This is a genomic window from Candidatus Njordibacter sp. Uisw_002 (genome assembly GCF_047730155.1).
Lineage (GTDB): Bacteria > Pseudomonadota > Gammaproteobacteria > Pseudomonadales > Balneatricaceae > Njordibacter.
Genome location: NZ_CP159832.1, coordinates 376,551 through 394,597 on the forward strand (window position 1 = coordinate 376,551; position 18,047 = coordinate 394,597).

Annotated in this window: 15 protein-coding genes; 14 read left to right on the forward strand and 1 reads right to left on the reverse strand. The window is 42.9% G+C overall.

The genetic code is table 11. The features are described 5' to 3' along the window. Nucleotides 1-207 precede the first annotated feature (207 nt). The 9 genes from ABXT42_RS01805 to rpoS all read left to right on the forward strand — a co-directional run bounded on the left by ABXT42_RS01805 (nucleotide 208) and on the right by rpoS (nucleotide 8,855). The gene (locus tag ABXT42_RS01805) at nucleotides 208-1,833 is read left to right on the forward strand and encodes a CTP synthase (RefSeq protein ID WP_443628676.1); all 1,626 of its coding nucleotides are present in this window, start codon (nucleotides 208-210) and stop codon (nucleotides 1,831-1,833) included. Between the two features lie 51 nt (nucleotides 1,834-1,884). Beyond that, complete coding sequence (gene eno / locus ABXT42_RS01810) at nucleotides 1,885-3,180, forward strand: phosphopyruvate hydratase (protein ID WP_443628677.1); 1,296 nt, start codon at nucleotides 1,885-1,887, stop codon at nucleotides 3,178-3,180. 76 nt (nucleotides 3,181-3,256) lie between these two features. Next, nucleotides 3,257-3,529, forward strand: coding sequence for a cell division protein FtsB (gene ftsB / locus ABXT42_RS01815; protein ID WP_443628678.1), 273 nt, complete (start codon nucleotides 3,257-3,259; stop codon nucleotides 3,527-3,529). After that, nucleotides 3,529-4,593 carry a tRNA pseudouridine(13) synthase TruD gene (truD, locus tag ABXT42_RS01820; RefSeq protein ID WP_443628679.1) on the forward strand — a complete coding sequence of 355 codons (1,065 nt, stop codon included), beginning with the start codon at nucleotides 3,529-3,531 and terminating at the stop codon, nucleotides 4,591-4,593. The genes ftsB and truD overlap by 1 nt, the downstream gene beginning before the upstream one ends. Nucleotides 4,594-4,633: 40 nt before the next feature. After that, nucleotides 4,634-5,377, forward strand: coding sequence for a 5'/3'-nucleotidase SurE (surE, locus tag ABXT42_RS01825; protein ID WP_443628680.1), 744 nt, complete (start codon nucleotides 4,634-4,636; stop codon nucleotides 5,375-5,377). After that, nucleotides 5,377-6,063, forward strand: coding sequence for a protein-L-isoaspartate(D-aspartate) O-methyltransferase (locus ABXT42_RS01830; RefSeq protein ID WP_443628681.1), 687 nt, complete (start codon nucleotides 5,377-5,379; stop codon nucleotides 6,061-6,063). Before surE ends, ABXT42_RS01830 begins: the two co-directional genes overlap by 1 nt. Nucleotides 6,064-6,065: 2 nt before the next feature. Next, complete coding sequence (locus ABXT42_RS01835; protein ID WP_443628682.1) at nucleotides 6,066-7,019, forward strand: DUF368 domain-containing protein; 954 nt, start codon at nucleotides 6,066-6,068, stop codon at nucleotides 7,017-7,019. A gap of 194 nt (nucleotides 7,020-7,213) precedes the next feature. Next, nucleotides 7,214-7,849 carry a peptidoglycan DD-metalloendopeptidase family protein gene (locus tag ABXT42_RS01840; RefSeq protein ID WP_443628683.1) on the forward strand — a complete coding sequence of 212 codons (636 nt, stop codon included), beginning with the start codon at nucleotides 7,214-7,216 and terminating at the stop codon, nucleotides 7,847-7,849. Nucleotides 7,850-7,913: 64 nt separating this feature from the next. Continuing rightward, nucleotides 7,914-8,855, forward strand: a complete 942-nt coding sequence (gene rpoS, locus ABXT42_RS01845; RefSeq protein WP_443628684.1) for an RNA polymerase sigma factor RpoS — start codon at nucleotides 7,914-7,916, stop codon at nucleotides 8,853-8,855. 46 nt (nucleotides 8,856-8,901) lie between these two features. Here rpoS and mutS read toward each other — a convergent pair whose 3' ends face one another. Further along, nucleotides 8,902-11,475 (reverse strand): DNA mismatch repair protein MutS, encoded by a 2,574-nt coding sequence (gene mutS, locus ABXT42_RS01850; RefSeq protein WP_443628685.1) that lies wholly within the window; start codon nucleotides 11,473-11,475, stop codon nucleotides 8,902-8,904. 179 nt (nucleotides 11,476-11,654) lie between these two features. On the opposite strand from mutS, the gene ABXT42_RS01855 reads away from it, so the two are divergent. From ABXT42_RS01855 to ABXT42_RS01875, 5 genes are all read left to right on the forward strand, one after another. Then, nucleotides 11,655-12,191 (forward strand): CinA family protein, encoded by a 537-nt coding sequence (locus ABXT42_RS01855; protein ID WP_443628686.1) that lies wholly within the window; start codon nucleotides 11,655-11,657, stop codon nucleotides 12,189-12,191. A gap of 132 nt (nucleotides 12,192-12,323) precedes the next feature. After that, nucleotides 12,324-13,358 (forward strand): recombinase RecA, encoded by a 1,035-nt coding sequence (gene recA, locus ABXT42_RS01860; RefSeq protein ID WP_443628687.1) that lies wholly within the window; start codon nucleotides 12,324-12,326, stop codon nucleotides 13,356-13,358. 24 nt (nucleotides 13,359-13,382) lie between these two features. Next, entirely contained in the window at nucleotides 13,383-13,880 is a 498-nt protein-coding gene (locus ABXT42_RS01865; protein ID WP_443628688.1) for a regulatory protein RecX, read from the forward strand. A gap of 127 nt (nucleotides 13,881-14,007) precedes the next feature. After that, nucleotides 14,008-16,644 (forward strand): alanine--tRNA ligase, encoded by a 2,637-nt coding sequence (gene alaS, locus ABXT42_RS01870; RefSeq protein WP_443628689.1) that lies wholly within the window; start codon nucleotides 14,008-14,010, stop codon nucleotides 16,642-16,644. 63 nt (nucleotides 16,645-16,707) lie between these two features. Then, nucleotides 16,708-17,943 carry an aspartate kinase gene (locus ABXT42_RS01875; protein ID WP_443628690.1) on the forward strand — a complete coding sequence of 412 codons (1,236 nt, stop codon included), beginning with the start codon at nucleotides 16,708-16,710 and terminating at the stop codon, nucleotides 17,941-17,943. Nucleotides 17,944-18,047: the final 104 nt, after the last annotated feature.

The following is an 18,047-nucleotide window of genomic DNA, read 5'->3' on the forward strand; positions in this document are numbered from 1 at the left end:
ATCCTACACTCCCATCTAAGTCGAAAAATAAAACCTGAAAACAGGGCTTATTTTTTGAGTCGAAATATTTATAAACGTTAGACAACCTATCCACTTATTTAATTAGTGGGCATATATTCGCCATATTTTTGGTATTTTTTTGTGTTTGTCTATCGTGTTTTGGTTCACACCGGCGTTTATTTCGCCAAATAAAAAATAGGGCATTTCATGACTCGTTTCATCTTCGTTACTGGCGGTGTTGTATCTTCTTTGGGCAAAGGTATCGCTTCGGCATCTTTAGCTGCCATTCTTGAGGCGCGAGGCCTCAAAGTAACTATGTTGAAATTAGATCCGTATATCAATGTGGATCCAGGCACCATGAGTCCGTTCCAGCACGGAGAAGTGTTTGTAACAGAAGATGGCGCAGAAACAGATTTAGACCTAGGTCATTATGAGCGTTTCATCGATACCAAAATGTCTAAGCGCAATAACTTTACTGCAGGACGCGTATATGAGCACGTGTTACGTAAAGAGCGTCGAGGAGATTACTTAGGGGGTACGGTACAAATCATTCCCCATATTACAGATGAAATTAAGCGCCGTGTATATAAAGGCTCTGAAGGCGCTGAAATAGCTTTGGTTGAAATTGGTGGAACCGTAGGTGATATCGAATCACAACCCTTTCTAGAAGCCATTCGCCAAATGAAATTTGAGCTAGGATCCAATAGGGCGTTGTTTATGCACCTTACTTTGGTGCCTTATATCGCTACAGCTGGTGAAACTAAAACTAAGCCCACACAACATTCAGTAAAAGAGCTGCGCTCTATTGGTATCCAGCCAGACATTTTAGTATGCCGATCTGAAGTGGCTATTGAAGCACCAGAAAGAAGCAAGATTGCTCTTTTCACCAACGTTGAGCAGCGCGCAGTTATTTCATTACCCGATGCAGAAAGTATTTATACAATCCCAAGCTTATTACAATCTCAAGGCTTAGATTCCATTGTGACTGAACGTTTTGGTTTGACGTGTAATGAAGCCGATTTGACCGAGTGGGATGCAGTGGCACAAGCAAAGCTAAATCCTAAGCGCGAAGTGACAATAGCTATGGTTGGCAAGTATATGGAGTTGCTTGATGCATACAAATCTTTGATTGAAGCGATTAGTCATGCTGGTATTAAGTCACATACCAAAGTGAATACACGCTACATCGATGCTGAAGATATTGAGACACAGGGTGTTTCACTATTAGCAGGTGTTGATGCCATACTGGTGCCAGGTGGGTTTGGTGAGCGAGGTACTGAAGGTAAAATAAAAACCGTTCAGTATGCTCGTGAAAATAAAATACCTTACCTAGGTATTTGCCTTGGTATGCAGGTCGCGGTGATTGAGTTTGCCCGCAATGTTGCAGGCTGGAGTGATGCTAACAGTAGCGAGTTTGACGCATCGTCTAAGCACTGTGTAGTGGGCTTGATCACTGAATGGAAAGATGAATCTGGGCAGGTTGAGCAGCGCTCACAAGATTCAGATTTGGGTGGCACAATGCGTTTAGGTGCGCAGCAATGCCAATTAATTCCTGGTTCTTTAGCACATAAATCATACCAAAAAGATGTTATTACAGAACGCCATCGCCATCGCTATGAAGTGAATAACTCGTTCATAGGGACATTGGAGAGCGCTGGCTTAAAGGTCTCTGGACGATCTATGGATGGTAGCTTAGTTGAGATTGTAGAGATAGAAGATCATCCATGGTTTGTAGCTTGTCAATTTCACCCAGAATTCACCTCAACACCTCGTGGCGGTCATGGCCTATTTGAGGGGTTTGTTGGCGCAGCCATTGTTCAGGCTAAAAAGTAAAATTATTAAATTAGTATAATTATCAATTACTTACCATAACAGGAGTATATTTTGGACCAACTGATTGCGGACATCCAGGCCAGAGAAGTATTGGACTCTCGGGGCAACCCTACTATCGAAGCTGACGTGTTATTGGCAGGTGGAGCTTTTGGTACAGCATGCGCTCCTTCAGGTGCTTCTACAGGCTCAAGAGAAGCTTTGGAGCTTAGAGATGGCGATAAGTCTCGTTACTTAGGTAAAGGTGTATTGAATGCAATTGCTGGCATTCATGGCCCTATAGCTCAGCGCTTAAAGGGAATGGATGCAACTGATCAAAAAGGCTTAGATGAAGCCATGATTGAATTAGATGGCACTGAAAACAAGGAAGTGCTGGGTGCTAATGCAATTCTTGCAGTGTCTTTGGCAGCAGCTAAAGCCGCAGCGGTATATAAAGGCGTGCCTCTATATGCCCATATTGCGCAGCTAAATGGTACGGCAGGCCAGTACAGCATGCCTGTACCAATGATGAATATTATTAACGGTGGTGAGCACGCTGATAATAATGTGGATATTCAAGAGTTTATGGTTCAGCCAGTTAACGCGACTAGTTTTGCTGAAGCTTTGCGCTGCGGTGCGGAAATTTTCCATGCGCTTAAGAAAGTATTAAGCCAGCGTGGTTTAAGCACGGCAGTGGGTGATGAAGGTGGCTTTGCACCTAACCTGCCTTCAAATGAAGCTGCACTGGATGTCATTGCTGAGGCAGTAGCTCATGCTGGTTATGAGCTTGGTACAGATGTTACATTGGCGTTAGATTGTGCGGCATCGGAATTCTATGAAAATGGTACATACAATCTAAGTGGTGAAGGTAAGTCTTTTGACGCGGCAGGCTTTGCCGACTACCTTACGGCGCTAACCCACAAACATCCTATTATATCTATAGAAGACGGTATGGATGAAAGCGATTGGGATGGTTGGCAAGACCTTACCCAAAAGTGTGGTGATCGTGTGCAACTTGTAGGTGACGACTTATTTGTGACTAATACGAAAATATTGAGCCGTGGTATTGAGCAAGGTATTGGTAACTCGATATTGATTAAGTTTAATCAAATTGGAACCCTCACAGAAACGTTATCTGCCATTCGAATGGCTCAAAAAGCTGGTTTTAGTGTAGTTATTTCCCATCGTTCAGGTGAAACAGAAGACACCACTATCGCTGACTTGGCTGTAGCCACAGCGGCAGGCCAAATTAAAACAGGTTCACTTTGTCGTTCGGATCGAGTGGCTAAATATAACCGCTTGCTCCGAATTGAGCAGGAACTTGGTGCCGACGCTCCTTATCGTGGACGTCAGGAAATTAAAGGCCAATAAGTATTGTTGACCTTGTCTAGGGAGCTTGCGTTGGCCAAATTAGTCAAAGTTAGCTCCCTTTTTTGTTGGTATAAATATGAAATGGTTAGTTGGGTTAATTTTAGTCGCTGTGATTGCTATGCAATATAGTCTATGGTTTGGACAAGCTGGATTGTTTGAGGTTGCAAGCTTACAGGAGAAGATCACAGCACAAGAGGCGGTGAACGCAAGTTTATTGCAGCGTAATCAGCAACTTCATGCAGAGGTTTTAGACCTGAAGCAGGGTATCGCTGCAATTGAGGAGCGTGCACGTCACGATCTTGGTATGGTTAAGCCTAATGAAACCTTTTACCAATTGGTGGAAGATTGATGAGCACCGCATTATTGCAACCTCTTCAATGGCCAGTTGAGTGGGCCTACGCATCAGGTGTGCCAACGTCAAATGCACATCTCAAAACCTATTGTAGTGATTTTTTAGTCACAGAAGATTTAGGCTATGAGCCTTGTGGCGAAGGCGAGCACGTGTATCTGGACATCACTAAAACTGATACTAATACTGACTTTTTAGCCCGTAATATTGCAAAGTTTGCGGGTGTGCCTGTTAGACAGGTGAATTACTCTGGCCTGAAAGATCGCAGAGGTGTAACTAGGCAATGGTTTGGAGTGCACTTACCAGGAAAATCAGAAGTTGTAGACCCTGATTGGCAATTGCTTCAAAGTTCAGAACTTCATTTGCATCAAGTAGTTAGGCATCAGCGAAAATTAAAGACAGGGGTACATCAAGGTAATTTTTTTGCCATTCGTTTGCGTAATATCACCCAAAGTGAAGCATTAGAAAAAAAGCTTGAGTTGATTTCACGACAAGGTGCGCCAAATTATTTTGGTGACCAACGGTTTGGTCGACAAGGTGGTAATCTAGCCCTTGCTTTGTCGATGATGCAGGGCAAGCGCATCAAGGATCGTTTTAAGCGAGGTATGGCGTTGTCATCAACACGCTCTTACTTATTTAACCAGCTTTTGAGTGAGAGAGTTAGTGATGAGTCGTGGCTCAAAGCGTCAGTGGGAGAGCGTTGCATGTTTAGCGACGGCTTCAGTCAATTTGATGCTGTTGCTTTAAGCGATTTGGAAAGTGTGCAGCAACGTATTAACAGTGGCGACTTAGCTCCCACTGGGGTCATGGCTGGGCGTGCTGGCAACCCTCCTCCCACTCCAGCAAGTATTTATGAAGCAAGCGTCTTAGCACCTTGGCAGCCTTGGATAGACGCTTTGATTGAGCAAGATATGACTGCTCAAAGGCGTAGTTTGCGCTTATGGCCCAAAGACTTCGCCTGGCGTTGGTGTGAAAATAATATATTAGAGCTCAATTTTCATTTAATGCGAGGCAGTTATGCTACGGCATTAATACGAGAATTAGCCCAGGCGCAAACGCCTTAGTAATGATTGAAGATTACACAGACAAACAAGGAATGACACAATGCAATTACTAATATCTAATGATGACGGCGTGCATGCTTTAGGGTTGTCTCATCTGGTAAAGCAACTTGAAAAAGATCACCAAGTCACAGTCGTTGCACCTGATCGAGATTTGAGTGGGGCCAGTAACTCGTTAACTTTATCTCGCCCAGTCAGAGTGACACCGCACGAAAATGGCTTTTTTAGTATCGATGGGACACCTGCAGATTGTGTGCACCTTGGTATCAATGGGGCTCTTGATATCGCCCCAGAGATGGTCGTCTCTGGCATAAATCACGGTGCCAATCTTGGTGATGATGTGCTCTATTCGGGCACTGTCGCGGCAGCAATGGAAGGTCGTTATCTTGCCCACCATTGCGTTGCTGTTTCTTTAGTAGGTAATGTTAATTTTTTAAGCGCTGCAAAAGTAGCTAGGCAGTTAGTGAAAATAATTCATCAGCTAGATTTGCCGCCACGCTGCATCATTAATGTTAATGTACCAGATCTACCTTTTGACCAAATTAAAGGTGTTAAAGTGACCCGATTAGGCAGCCGAGAGCAAGGAGGGTGTGTGATCGATGCCCAAGACCCAAGAGGTCATAAATGCTACTGGATTGGTCCAGCAGGAAAGGTTAAGGATGCAAGTGAAGGAACCGACTTTCATGCAGTACAACATGGATACGTGTCAGTGACACCTTTATCCCCAGACATGGCTTGCCATAAATCTTTTGATACTGTGATTGATTGGTTACAGGGTATGTCTTAATGCGCTACAGTGTTACTGATCCCAAACGCACAGCTGCCAATAAGCAAGGGATTGGTATGACATCTCAGCGTACTCGAGAGCGATTGGTGGATACGCTAAAAAGCCTTGGAGTAGCTGATGCTCGAGTGCTGGAGGTGATGCGATCAACACCTAGGCACTTATTTTTAGATGAAGCTTTAGCCCATCGTGCTTATGAAGATAAATCGTTACCCATTGGCCATAATCAGACACTATCAAGACCTTATACAGTGGCACGTATGAGTGAGCTTTTGCTTGAATCATGCGCGGCTAAGAAAGTATTAGAAATAGGCACAGGCTCCGGTTATCAAACCTGCATATTGGCTCAGCTAGTACCTAAGTTATTTTCTATGGAGCGTATTGAGCCTTTACTGAACCGAGCTAAGCAGCGTTTGGCACTTATGGACATTCACAATGTTGTCTATCAACATGGAGATGGTTATGAAGGATGGCCAGCTCGTGAACCTTTTGACGGTATTATGGTTACAGCCGCACCATCTCAGGTGCCTAAAGCACTTCAATGGCAGCTTGCCGAAGGGGGGTGTATGATCATTCCTGTAGGTGGAAATGAGCAATATTTGTTGAAAATCACGCGCTCAGGTAATCACTTTAGCAAACAAAAAGTAGAAGCGGCTAATTTTGTGCCCTTAATTAATGGATTAATATAGCGATGGTTAAAAACACGTTAATACAATGGAGAACATTCTTCACAGGCCTACTCATGGGCGCAGCAGATCTAGTGCCTGGGATATCTGGAGGTACTGTAGCTTTGTTAGGTGGCATCTATGGGCGCCTGCTGGCTGCAATTAGTCGCTTTGATATGCATTTATTGAAACTTGTGCGGGTGAGAGAAATTCGCAAGGCCTGGAATTATGTAGACGGCTTATTTTTGACAAACTTAGCGATTGGAATAATTTCCTCTATCCTATTGTTGTCCCAGGTGATCGCTTGGTTACTTTATGCCCAGCCTTTGATCATGTGGAGTTTGTTTTTGGGTCTGATTATGGTTGCTAGCGCCTTGCTACTAAGAGAGTTATACGTCCAAAGCCAGTTGCGCAAATACTGGCTTTTTGTAGGGCTCTTAGTAAGCGTATCCTTAGCCAATCTGCCTATATTGCAGAGCGTTGAAGGATTCTCCGGGCTGGGTTACCTATGGTTGATGGCAGCAGGAGCTGTGGCCATAAGCGCTATGATACTACCTGGCATTTCAGGTAGTTTTATCTTATTGATGTTGGGTATCTATCCTTTTTTGATTGCCCGTTTAGCTGCCTTAGATTTCCAAGTGATTGCTGTATTTGCTTTAGGTTGTGGCTTTGGGTTGTTGGTTTTTAGCCGGTTAATCAGCTATTTATTAAAGCGCCATACAGCAGCTGTAATGAGTTTGTTAGCTGGATTAATGATGGGCTCTGCTGTTAAGTTATGGCCATGGAAGTATACACTCTCATATCGTCTTAATAGTGCGGGATTAGAAGTGCCACTCGAGCAAGAAAACTTAATGCCTTGGACCTATAGCCAGATCACCGGTGCTGATAATCAGCTCATGTGGTGTCTTGTAGTTTGCATTCTAGCAGGGCTGGTTGTTGCCAAATTTGGCCGTATTCAGCTGCAAGATTTGGCAGCCTAGATATGTGCTTAGATACAGGTGTTTTATCGTTAATTAAATATTTTATTATAGGTGTGTTTGTTTGGTTACTAGTAGGCTGTAGCACCAGTCAATACGCACCTGTGCAGGAGCTTAGCTACAGCAATGGCCTAATATCTTCGGCTAATCGTGTTCAAAGTGTTCCTAAGTCCTATCAAGTCAAGTCTGGCGATACCATGTTTGCTATTGGATGGCGCTTTGGCTGGGATTATAAAACATTAGCTAAAGTTAATAATATACCTTCTCCGTACACTATTTATGTAGGCCAAATACTCTATTTTAATGATACAGATAATAGTAATTCAATTAGTCATTCGTCTGCAAAGAAGTTGATAAAAAAGCCAGTTGTTAGTGACAATGCTGTGGTCAATAAACCCGCCTCTTCAGCACCCGTAAATAACTCCAATACCGTTACTGAAAAAGCTTATAAAGGCCCATTATCTGTTCAGTGGAATTGGCCATTACAAGGTAGGGTAATCAAGTCTTTTTCAAGCAAGGGTAGTGTTTTTCACGGGATCGACTTATCTTCTTCGCTGGGAAATTCGGTAAAAGCAGCATCTAGCGGAATAATAGTATATGCTGGCAGTGGGATTCAGGGGTACGGAAAACTAGTTGTAATAAAGCACAATAATACCTTTCTTAGTGCCTATGCATATAATAGTAGGATTGTCGTTAAGGAAGGTGACACTGTCAAGGCAGGGCAGGTGATAGCCAAAGTAGGTAAGGGGCCGCAGTTGGACCCGAGGCTACATTTTGAAATCCGTAAAAACGGCAAACCTGTTAACCCATTGAGCTATTTACCAAAACTGTAAATTGTCCCTAACAGAATACCAATGTCTTTTTTAGTAAGGTTGTTGGCTATATTAGGTGAGTTAAATGATGCGAAAATTATCAGTAGATGAAGCTCATAAGCAGCGCAGTAAGATAGAGTATGAAAAGTATAAATCTACTGGCACTTATTCTAATAGAGTAAGCGAAGTTAAAGATGCAACCAGCCTATACTTAAATGAAATTGGTTTTTGCGCTTTGCTAACAGCTGAAGAAGAAAAGTACTTTTCTCGTTTGGCTCTAAAAGGTGATGAGCAAGCTCGTCATCGTATGATTGAAAGCAACTTAAGGTTGGTCGTTAAAATTGCCCGTCGCTATGTATATCGTGGCTTAACACTTCTGGATTTGATCGAAGAAGGGAATCTTGGCTTAATTAGAGCGGTGTCAAAGTTTGACCCTGAAAGAGGGTATCGCTTTTCAACGTATGGGATTTGGTGGATTCGCCAAACGATAGAGCGCGCCATTATGAATCAATCCCGCACTATTCGGTTACCAATACATGTAGCTAAAGAGTTAAATGTGCAGCTTAAAGCTACTAAAGAGCTTACACAAAAATTAGACCATGAACCTACCTTGGAAGAAATTTCCGAATATCTTGGCAAGCCAGTTCAGCGTGTTAGTGCACTTCTTAATCTAAGCCAAAAAGTGGGGTCGATAGACCATTCGTTAAGTACTAATAGTGATGCTACGCTGTTAGAAACGATACCTGATCAGAACAATCAAGGGCCCGAAAAAATTGTATTAGACGCTAACTTGATGAGCAATATGGAGCAGTGGGTAGATCGACTATCTGATATTCAAAAAAAAGTTATATGCCGTCGATTTGGTTTGCGAGGCCATACTGCCGGCACACTAGAGAATGTGGGTCAAGAAGTTGGCTTAACCCGAGAAAATGTACGCCAGGTTCAAGTTGCCGCACTAAGGAGCTTGCGCAATATCATAGAAATTGGGGGTCTTAATGGCTCAGACTTATTGGATTCTGATCTATAATAAAGCGCAGTTCTAATTCAAGCATAAGTCATGCAATGTTGAGCCATTATCGCTCTATCAGTTTTTGCATTTGGTAAATGAGATCAAGTGCTTGTCGAGGAGTGAGTTCATCTGCTTTAGTCTCCTCTAAAAGTAGCTCTACGGGGTGAGACAAACTGCTAAAAAGCTCTGTTTGAAGTGGCGCTTCAGTCACATTTTTGGGTATGTTTTGCTGCTCACTTTGCTCTAAGTGCAGCAGCTTTTGTTTGGCCTCACTAATCACCTGTTGGGGCACCCCAGCCAATTTTGCAACTTGTAGTCCATAACTCTTATTTGCAGGCCCAGGTAATACTTTGTGCATGAAAATGATGTTGTCGTCATGTTCTGTGGCGTCTAAATGAACATTTTTCACTTGTGTTAATTGATGTGATAGCTGTGTCATTTCAAAATAGTGAGTGGCAAAAAGGGTTAAAGCGCCTATGTCTTTAGCCAAGTTTAAGGCGCAGGACCAAGCCAAAGATAAGCCATCAAACGTACTCGTCCCACGTCCCACTTCATCCATCAAAACAAGACTTTTAGCGCTTGCATTATTGAGTATGTTAGCTGTTTCTGTCATCTCAACCATAAAGGTTGAGCGGCCTCCAGAAAGATCGTCACTGCTGCCCATACGTGTAAATACTCTATCAACAATACCGATGGTAGCAGAAGACGCAGGTACGTAAGAGCCTATTTGGGCCATGATGACAATAAGTGCTACCTGTCTCATATAAGTAGATTTACCGCCCATATTTGGGCCTGTGATCATCATCATGCTGGCGTCACTTTTAAGCATAGTGTCATTAGCTACAAACGGGTTTGTGATCAGTTGCTCAACGACTAGATGACGGCCTTGACTAATATCAATTCCAGGTTCAGAAACTAGTTTAGGCTTGCTAAGATCCAAAGTAAGTGCCCGCTCACTTAGGCAACACAGCACGTCAAATTCACTAATGCCATCTGCTGCGCACTGCAGTTTTGTCAGGTGCGTAGCTAGTTTTTCAATGAGGGCTTCATAAAGTTCTTTTTCTCTAGCTAAGCTGCGGCTCTTACTACTTAAAGCTTTGTCTTCAAACGCCTTAAGCTCTGGTGTGATAAATCTCTCGGCATTTTTTAAAGTTTGCCGACGCAGATACTCTGTAGGAGCTTGGTCAGATTGTAATCTGCTTATTTCAATATAATATCCATGTACCCGGTTGTAACCCACTTTTAAGGTGGATAAGCCAGTTCTTTGCCGCTCTTGGATTTCCAAATCAAGTAAAAATTGTCCTGCATTTTGACTAAGTCCACGTAACTCATCCAGTTGTTCATCATAACCGTCTGCAATAACGCCACCGTCTCTTATAATGACAGGTGGGTTCTGGGTAATAGCTTCAGTTAATAAGCTAACAATATCTGGAAAGTCATTAATGTTAGCTGCTAATGAAAGTGCTTTTTGAGTGTCCAGCGTGCTTAGCAAAACTTGTATGCTAGGCAAAGTACTAAGGCTGACACAAAGACGCGATAAATCCCTTGGGCGTGCTGATCTTAGAGCAACACGAGATAGAATACGCTCCATATCACCTATGGGTTTGAGGCATTGTTGAAACTCTTCTGGGTTATTATGTGCCATTACTTGGCTGATAAACTCTTGTCTTTGCTCAAGTATAGTAATGTCACGTAAGGGATTGTTGAGCCACCGGCGTAAAAGCCTTCCTCCCATAGGTGTAGCTGTTGTATCCAAAGAGGCTGCCAAAGTAAATTGATCACCACCTTGTATATTGTGATCAATTTCCAAATTCTTTCTACTGGGGCCATCCAAAATCAGAGTATCTTGTGGCAGCTCTACTTGCAAATTTCGCAGATGGGGTAAGTCACCCTTTTGAGATTCCTTAGCATAATTTAATAAGCATCCAGCAGCACAAATAGCCGCGTTCATAGAGTCGCATCCAAAACCACTTAAATCTCGGGTGTTGAACTGGCTACAAAGTAACCTTAAGGCAGTGTCGTAAGCGAAATGCCAACTAGGTTGTGACTTGCGACAGCTCCATTCTTGAATGTGGTCACAAACGTTGCTAGTTTCTTCAAAAAGCAGCTCCACTGGCCTTAACCGCTGGAGTTGTGTCTGTAGTTGCTCAGGTGTATTGGCTTCTACCAAGGTAAAGCGACCGCTACTCATGTCTAAACTAGCCACCCCGTATGTGCCTTGTAATTGGCATACTGCACTGAGTAAGTGATCACGAGAAGAGTCCATTAATGCTTCGTCTGTAAGTGTGCCGGGCGTGACCAAACGGACCACTTGCCTATCTACAGGGCCTTTGCTTGTTGCAGGGTCTCCAATTTGTTCAGCCACTGCAACACAGCGACCAGCATTAACAATTTTGGCGATATAACCTTCAGCTGCATGATAAGGGATGCCACACATGGGTATCGGCTGACCTGCAGATTGTCCTCTTGAGGTTAAAGAAATATCAAGTAGCTGTGATGCCTCTTTAGCATCCTCATAGAACATTTCGTAAAAATCGCCCATGCGATAAAATACTAGATCATTAGGATGGTCTTGCTTAATACCCAAATACTGCTGCATCATAGGCGTGTGGTTGCTATATTTGCTAGTGACTGCCATGAAAAATATCCTGCGGGTAAAAAGCTCGGTTAAGCAGCTATATTACTAGAAGCAGGCCAACACGGGCAATTTAAACTTACGTTTACTTGAGCCTAAATGCTTAGAGTGTCTGAGTAATTTGAAATGCGGCCTGCATTGGCAATGGTCAATGCGTTAGTTGTTTAAATGGTAATCTAATCATGCAAAATAAGTCAGCTCAAGCTACGATGCACAATGTCGATCTAGAGCTTAAACAAGACAAAAAATTAGCCTCTGAAGTGGCAGAGCTCTTAGTTGCTAAAGGCATGACCTTAGCTACAGCTGAGTCATGTACAGGTGGCGCAATAGGAGCCCTTTTGACCTCTTTAGCAGGAAGCTCAAGTTGGTTTAATGGGGGCATCATTAGTTATACCAATGATGCCAAAATAAACTTGTTGGGTGTGCCACCAGGAATCATCAATAAATATGGAGCGGTTAGCCAAGAGGTAGTTGAATATATGGCTACTGGCGGTTGTGAAGCTTTGAGCTCATCCATGTGCGTTGCTGTGAGTGGTGTTGCAGGTCCAGGTGGTGGAACTCCTTCCAAACCCGTAGGCACAGTTTGGATCGCTTGGTGTGCTAATGGGGTTGTGGCGAATAGCCAATTATATCAACTCTCTGGTAACCGGAATAAAGTTCAAAATACTGCGGTACGTATGGCTCTAAAAGGAATTATAAGCTGCTTTTTAGAGGATTGATGTATTAAGCCTTGCACTTTTTCTCAGGTGTGGTTTAATACTGTACATACAGACAGTTACTGTATGTAATTACAGTATTTAAAAAAGACGAAAGGCGTAGGCTTTTAAGCCTCAAAAAACAAGGTGAACCCCATGGATGCAAACAAACAAAAAGCCCTCGATGCAGCGCTAGGTCAAATCGAACGTCAATTTGGTAAGGGTGCAGTAATGCGCATGGGTGATCAACCACGTGAAGCTATACCTTCAGTGTCCACAGGTTCTCTTGGGCTAGATATTGCTTTGGGCATAGGTGGCTTACCGTTTGGTCGCATATGTGAAATCTATGGTCCTGAATCTTCTGGTAAAACTACGCTTACACTACAAGTGATTGCTGAAGCTCAAAAAATTGGTAAAACCTGTGCTTTTGTTGATGCGGAGCACGCGCTAGATCCTAGCTATGCAGAAAAATTAGGCGTTAATGTAGATGATTTATTAGTGAGTCAGCCAGACACTGGCGAGCAAGCTCTTGAAATTACAGACATGCTAGTGCGCTCTAATGCGGTTGATGTGATTATTATTGATTCGGTAGCTGCCCTGACACCCAAGGCAGAAATCGAAGGCGAAATGGGCGATCACCACGTAGGATTGCAAGCGCGTTTATTGTCTCAAGCAATGCGCAAGATCACAGGTAATATTAAAAATGCTAATTGCTTGGTCATCTTCATTAACCAAATTCGTATGAAAATTGGTGTTATGTTTGGTAGCCCAGAAACCACCACTGGAGGCAATGCATTAAAATTCTATTCTTCGGTGCGTTTGGATATTCGTCGTATAGGTGCAGTAAAAAGTGGCGACGAAATCGTCGGCAATGAAACACGAGTTAAGGTTGTAAAAAATAAAGTAGCATCTCCCTTTAAACAGGCCGAATTTCAAATCATATACGGTAAGGGTATTTTCCGTATGGGTGAAATCATCGACCTAGGTGTTAAGCAAGGTTTAGTTGATAAAGCCGGCGCTTGGTATGCATACAAAGGCGATAAAATAGGGCAAGGTAAAGCTAATGCGTCACAGTATTTATTAGACCATCCAGAGATTGGTCAAGAAATCGAGTTGCAGATCAGAGAGGCTCTTTTGAGCATTCCTAAAGCTGAAGAAGCAAGTGATGTGGTTACTCCACTTACATTCTAAATTTATGCGCTAGTTTTATTGGTTATGAGAAAGCCGGTTTTGGTTGGAGGGGTCGAAAAACAAACTGCAGCTTTGCGTTATAAAGCTATCGGGTTGTTGGCTCGACGTGAACAGTCAAGAAATGAGCTGCAGCGAAAGTTGCACATCAAGGCATTAGAAAATGGCTGGCAGGTTGATATAGATAGCTTGCTTGATGATCTTTACCGATTGGGTTTGCAATCTGATCAACGTTTTGCTGAAGTGTTAGTGCGATCAAAAGCTAATGCAGGTTATGGTCCCTCTCGTGTATACCAGTGGGGCCTTCAATATGGTTTAAATCGTGAGCTTATTCACCAACAATTACTTGAAAAAAACTTTGACTGGTTCGAAAAAGCGTTACAACAAAAACGTAAACATTATGGACAAGTGCTAGCATCAGATCTAAAAGAGCGTGCAAAACAAGCAAAATATTTATATCAACGTGGCTTTGCCCAAGAACAAATTTATTATGCTTTAGACGCTCACCCAGACGAACATTTGTAAGTCTGTTCAATTATCTGCAAAAAATTCTAATAATAGCCCCATTTAAGGGGTAAATTTCCAGCAATACTCGAAAGCCATTAGTGGTTCAGTATATACTTACACTTTTGTGTTAACAGTGAGACTGACCATGAAGATCGCCGCTATCCGTCAGGCATTTCTTAAGTATTATCAAGACTTAGATCACCAAATTGTGCCAAGTAGTTCTTTGGTTCCAGGTAATGATGCCACCTTATTATTTACCAATGCAGGAATGGTTCAATTTAAAGATCTTTTTCTAGGTGACGAAGAGCGTTCTTATAAGCGTGCTGTCTCATCCCAGCGCTGTGTGCGCGCTGGTGGTAAACACAACGATTTAGAAAATGTGGGTTATACGGCGCGTCATCATACATTCTTTGAAATGTTGGGTAATTTCAGTTTTGGCGATTATTTTAAGCAAGACGCGATAAGGTTTGCTTGGAATTTTTTAACTGTAGAGCTTGGGCTTCCTGAAGAAAAGTTATGGGTCACCGTGCACCATAGTGACGCTGAAGCTGAAAAAATTTGGTTTGAAGAAATCGGGATCAACCAAGAACGTTTTTCCCGCTTAGACGAAGACAATTTTTGGTCTATGGGTGATACAGGCCCCTGTGGCCCTTGTTCTGAAATATTTTATGACCATGGTGAAGACATCTGGGGTGGCCCTCCAGGAACTCCTGAAGAAGATGGCGACCGTTATATAGAAATTTGGAACATGGTGTTTATGCAGTTTAACCGTGATTCAAGCGGGGCGATGACGCCTTTACCAAAACAATCAATCGATACAGGTATGGGCCTTGAGCGTATTGCTGCGATCCTTCAAAACGTACATTCAAACTACGAAATTGACTTATTCCAGCATTTGTTAAAGGCAACTGCACAGGTGATTGGTACAGATGATATGGAAAGCAAGTCACTGCGTGTGATTGTGGATCATATTCGCTCTGTGTCTTTCTTGATTTTGGATGGTGTGATGCCCTCTAACGAGGGCAGAGGCTACGTATTACGTCGCATCATGCGACGTGCAATAAGGCATGGCAATAAGCTTGGTGCTCAAGGAAGTTTTTTCAATAAGTTAGTTGCGCCATTAGTAATAGAGATGGGAGAAGCCTATCCAGATCTAGCAGCTGCGCAATCGACCATTGAAAAAGTCATCGCCAAAGAAGAAATCCAATTTGTTAAAACCTTGGATCAGGGGATGCGCATTCTAGAGCAAGACCTAAATAAATTAAGTGGGAAAACTATCCCCGGTGAAACCATTTTCAAACTTTATGATACGTTCGGCTTTCCTGTAGACCTTACGGGAGATATTGCTCGTGAACGCAATTTAGAAATGGATATTAGTGGTTTTGAAAATGCTATGGAGCAACAGCGCATGCGGGCTCGTTCAGCCAGTAGCTTTTCTGTGGACTACAGTCATAAACTTGATATACCTGGTCAGACCCAATTTGAAGGTTACGATAAGCTAAATCATACGGGCAAAATTGTTGCAATTATTACTGATGGTCAACTAAGTGAAAATATATCTAAACCAGGTAATGTGCAATTAGTCTTGGACAGTACCTCGTTTTATGCTGAGTCAGGCGGGCAAGCTGGGGACCATGGTGTTATTGAATGGAGCGGTGGATGCTTTGAAGTTAGTGATACACTCAAACAAGGCAATCATTTTGTTCATCATGGAAAATTGACGTCAGGTAGCCTAACAGTGGGTGATGAAGTTGAAACCCTAGTGAGTCCAAACTTGCGCAGTAATTCTGCAAAAAACCACTCAGCAACACATTTACTCCACGAAGCTATGCGTCGTGTATTAGGTGACCATGTTATACAAAAAGGTTCTTTAGTTGACCCACAAAGATTAAGGTTTGACTTTTCACACCCAGAGCCTGTTTCCACAGATCAGTTGGCTATGATTGAGTCAATGGTCAATAAAGAAATTCGTGACAATACCTTGGTGGCTGTGGAAAACATGGCAATAGACAAAGCTAAAGCTGCTGGTGCGATGGCGCTTTTTGGCGAAAAATACGGAGAGCAAGTACGAGTGGTGACCATGGGTAGTGTCGCTGCACACGGACAAGAAACCCTCATTTCGCAAATCGATGTTTTTTCTTTGGAGCTTTGTGGTGGCACCCATGTTGAGCGTACTGGAGACATAGGTGCGTTTATCATTACTTCAGAATCAGGCGTAGCATCTGGTGTAAGGAGGGTAGAGGCTCTCACTGGCGCTGCAGCGAGCCAATGGCTAGCATCGACTTGCATGATGCTCTCCACGGTATCTGGGTTGGTGAAAGCTAATCGTGAGCAAGTGACCGACAAGGTGCAAAGTATTATTGAAAAAAATCGTCTTTTAGAGCGTGAGTTAGATCAGCTTAAAGCTAAGATGGCTGCATCCCAAGGGTCAGATCTGCTTTCTCAAGTACAAGAGATTAACGGCATAAAGGTATTGATTACCCAGTTAGAAGGCGTAGAGCCAAAGTCATTGCGTGATGCAATGGATCAGTTACGCAACCAGCTTGGTTCAGGTGTGGTTATGCTTGCAGTAACACAAGATGATAAGGCAAGTATTGTAGCTGGTGTGACCAAGGATTTAACCGGTAAGGTTAAAGCTGGTGATTTAATTCGTCACACGGCATCTAGCATGTCGGGTAAAGGTGGAGGTCGGCCTGATATGGCCCAAGGCGGTGGTCAAGCTGACCAGTTAACAGGGGCTTTAGAAAGTGCTAAGACATGGATACAAGATCAGCTTAGTTAACACTAACTTGAGTTGCTGTAAGGTCAAGGCGTAAAATATTTAGATTGATATTAGGGAATGAAGATGGCGTTGTATGTACAAAAATTTGGTGGCACTTCTGTTGGTTCTGTAGAACGAATTCAACAAGTGGCGCAAAAAGTAAAAGGCTTCAAAGATCAAGGTCATGACATTGTTGTTGTTGTCTCGGCTATGAGTGGCGAAACCAATCGCCTTATAGGTATGGCCAATGAGATTCAGGCCAACCCTTCAGTTAGGGAGATGGATGTTCTTGTCTCTACGGGAGAGCAAGTAACTATCGCTTTGTTATGCATGGCCTTAACTGAACTTAATTGCCCAGCTCGATCATACACAGGCGCTCAGGTTAAGATCCAAACTGATTCTTCACATACTAAAGCTCGCATTCAAAATATTGATGTAGATAGTATCCGTAATGATTTAGTTAAAGGTCGGGTTGTAGTTGTCGCTGGCTTTCAGGGCGTAGATGATATGGGTAATATTACTACCCTTGGTCGCGGTGGCTCGGACACGACAGGTGTAGCGCTGGCAGCGGCTCTAAAAGCTGATGAGTGTCAGATATACACAGATGTGGATGGCGTGTATACCACTGACCCAAGAGTGGTAGATAGTGCCCAACGTCTTGCAGAAATCACCTTTGAAGAAATGTTGGAAATGGCCAGCTTAGGGTCAAAGGTTTTACAGATACGTGCAGTCGAATTTGCGGGCAAATATAATGTACCACTTCGTGTGCTACATAGTTTTAAAGAAGGCCCAGGAACATTGATTACAACTGAGAGTGAAAATACTATGGAACAACCTGTTATCTCTGGCATCGCCTTTAACCGCGATGAAGCTAAGCTTACTGTTACAGGTGTGCCTGATGTGCCTGGTGTGGCATCCAAAATATTAGGCCCCATTAGTGATGCGAACGTAGAAGTGGATATGATATTGCAAAATGTGAGCGCTGAAGGCCTCACAGACTTTACTTTTACCGTTCATCGGAACGACTATGATCTAGCATTGACTACGTTGAAAACTATTGCCCAAAGCCTTAATGCATCAGGTGCTGTTGGTAGCCAAAAGATTGCCAAAGTTTCTATTGTAGGGGTAGGGATGCGATCCCATGCTGGCGTTGCAAGCCGGATGTTTGATAGTTTGGCTAAAGAAAATATTAATATTCAGATGATTTCAACCTCAGAAATCAAAGTATCAGTGGTTATTGATGAAAAATATTTAGAGCTAGCGGTACGCGCCCTCCATTCTACTTTTGAAATGGATAAGCCACAAACTATTGAAGAATAGTAGATTTACAATTATGATCGTTGGGTAATGATTTACTGTATTAGTAAGTTATCATTATATATATCGCTAGAAAGCAAGTTGTGCAGGAATAATTAAGGTGTCGG

Coding starts and splice junctions, on each gene's coding strand:
- ABXT42_RS01805 (WP_443628676.1), top strand. CDS start 208: ATGACTCGTTTCATCTTCGTTACTGGCGGTGTTGTATCTTCTTTGGGC.
- truD (WP_443628679.1), top strand. CDS start 3,529: ATGAGCACCGCATTATTGCAACCTCTTCAATGGCCAGTTGAGTGGGCC.
- alaS (WP_443628689.1), top strand. CDS start 14,008: ATGAAGATCGCCGCTATCCGTCAGGCATTTCTTAAGTATTATCAAGAC.
- ABXT42_RS01830 (WP_443628681.1), top strand. CDS start 5,377: ATGCGCTACAGTGTTACTGATCCCAAACGCACAGCTGCCAATAAGCAA.
- ABXT42_RS01875 (WP_443628690.1), top strand. CDS start 16,708: ATGGCGTTGTATGTACAAAAATTTGGTGGCACTTCTGTTGGTTCTGTA.
- rpoS (WP_443628684.1), top strand. CDS start 7,914: ATGATGCGAAAATTATCAGTAGATGAAGCTCATAAGCAGCGCAGTAAG.
- ABXT42_RS01835 (WP_443628682.1), top strand. CDS start 6,066: ATGGTTAAAAACACGTTAATACAATGGAGAACATTCTTCACAGGCCTA.
- surE (WP_443628680.1), top strand. CDS start 4,634: ATGCAATTACTAATATCTAATGATGACGGCGTGCATGCTTTAGGGTTG.
- ABXT42_RS01855 (WP_443628686.1), top strand. CDS start 11,655: ATGCAAAATAAGTCAGCTCAAGCTACGATGCACAATGTCGATCTAGAG.
- ftsB (WP_443628678.1), top strand. CDS start 3,257: ATGAAATGGTTAGTTGGGTTAATTTTAGTCGCTGTGATTGCTATGCAA.
- ABXT42_RS01865 (WP_443628688.1), top strand. CDS start 13,383: ATGAGAAAGCCGGTTTTGGTTGGAGGGGTCGAAAAACAAACTGCAGCT.
- mutS (WP_443628685.1), bottom strand. CDS start 11,475: ATGGCAGTCACTAGCAAATATAGCAACCACACGCCTATGATGCAGCAG.
- recA (WP_443628687.1), top strand. CDS start 12,324: ATGGATGCAAACAAACAAAAAGCCCTCGATGCAGCGCTAGGTCAAATC.
- ABXT42_RS01840 (WP_443628683.1), top strand. CDS start 7,214: ATGTTTGCTATTGGATGGCGCTTTGGCTGGGATTATAAAACATTAGCT.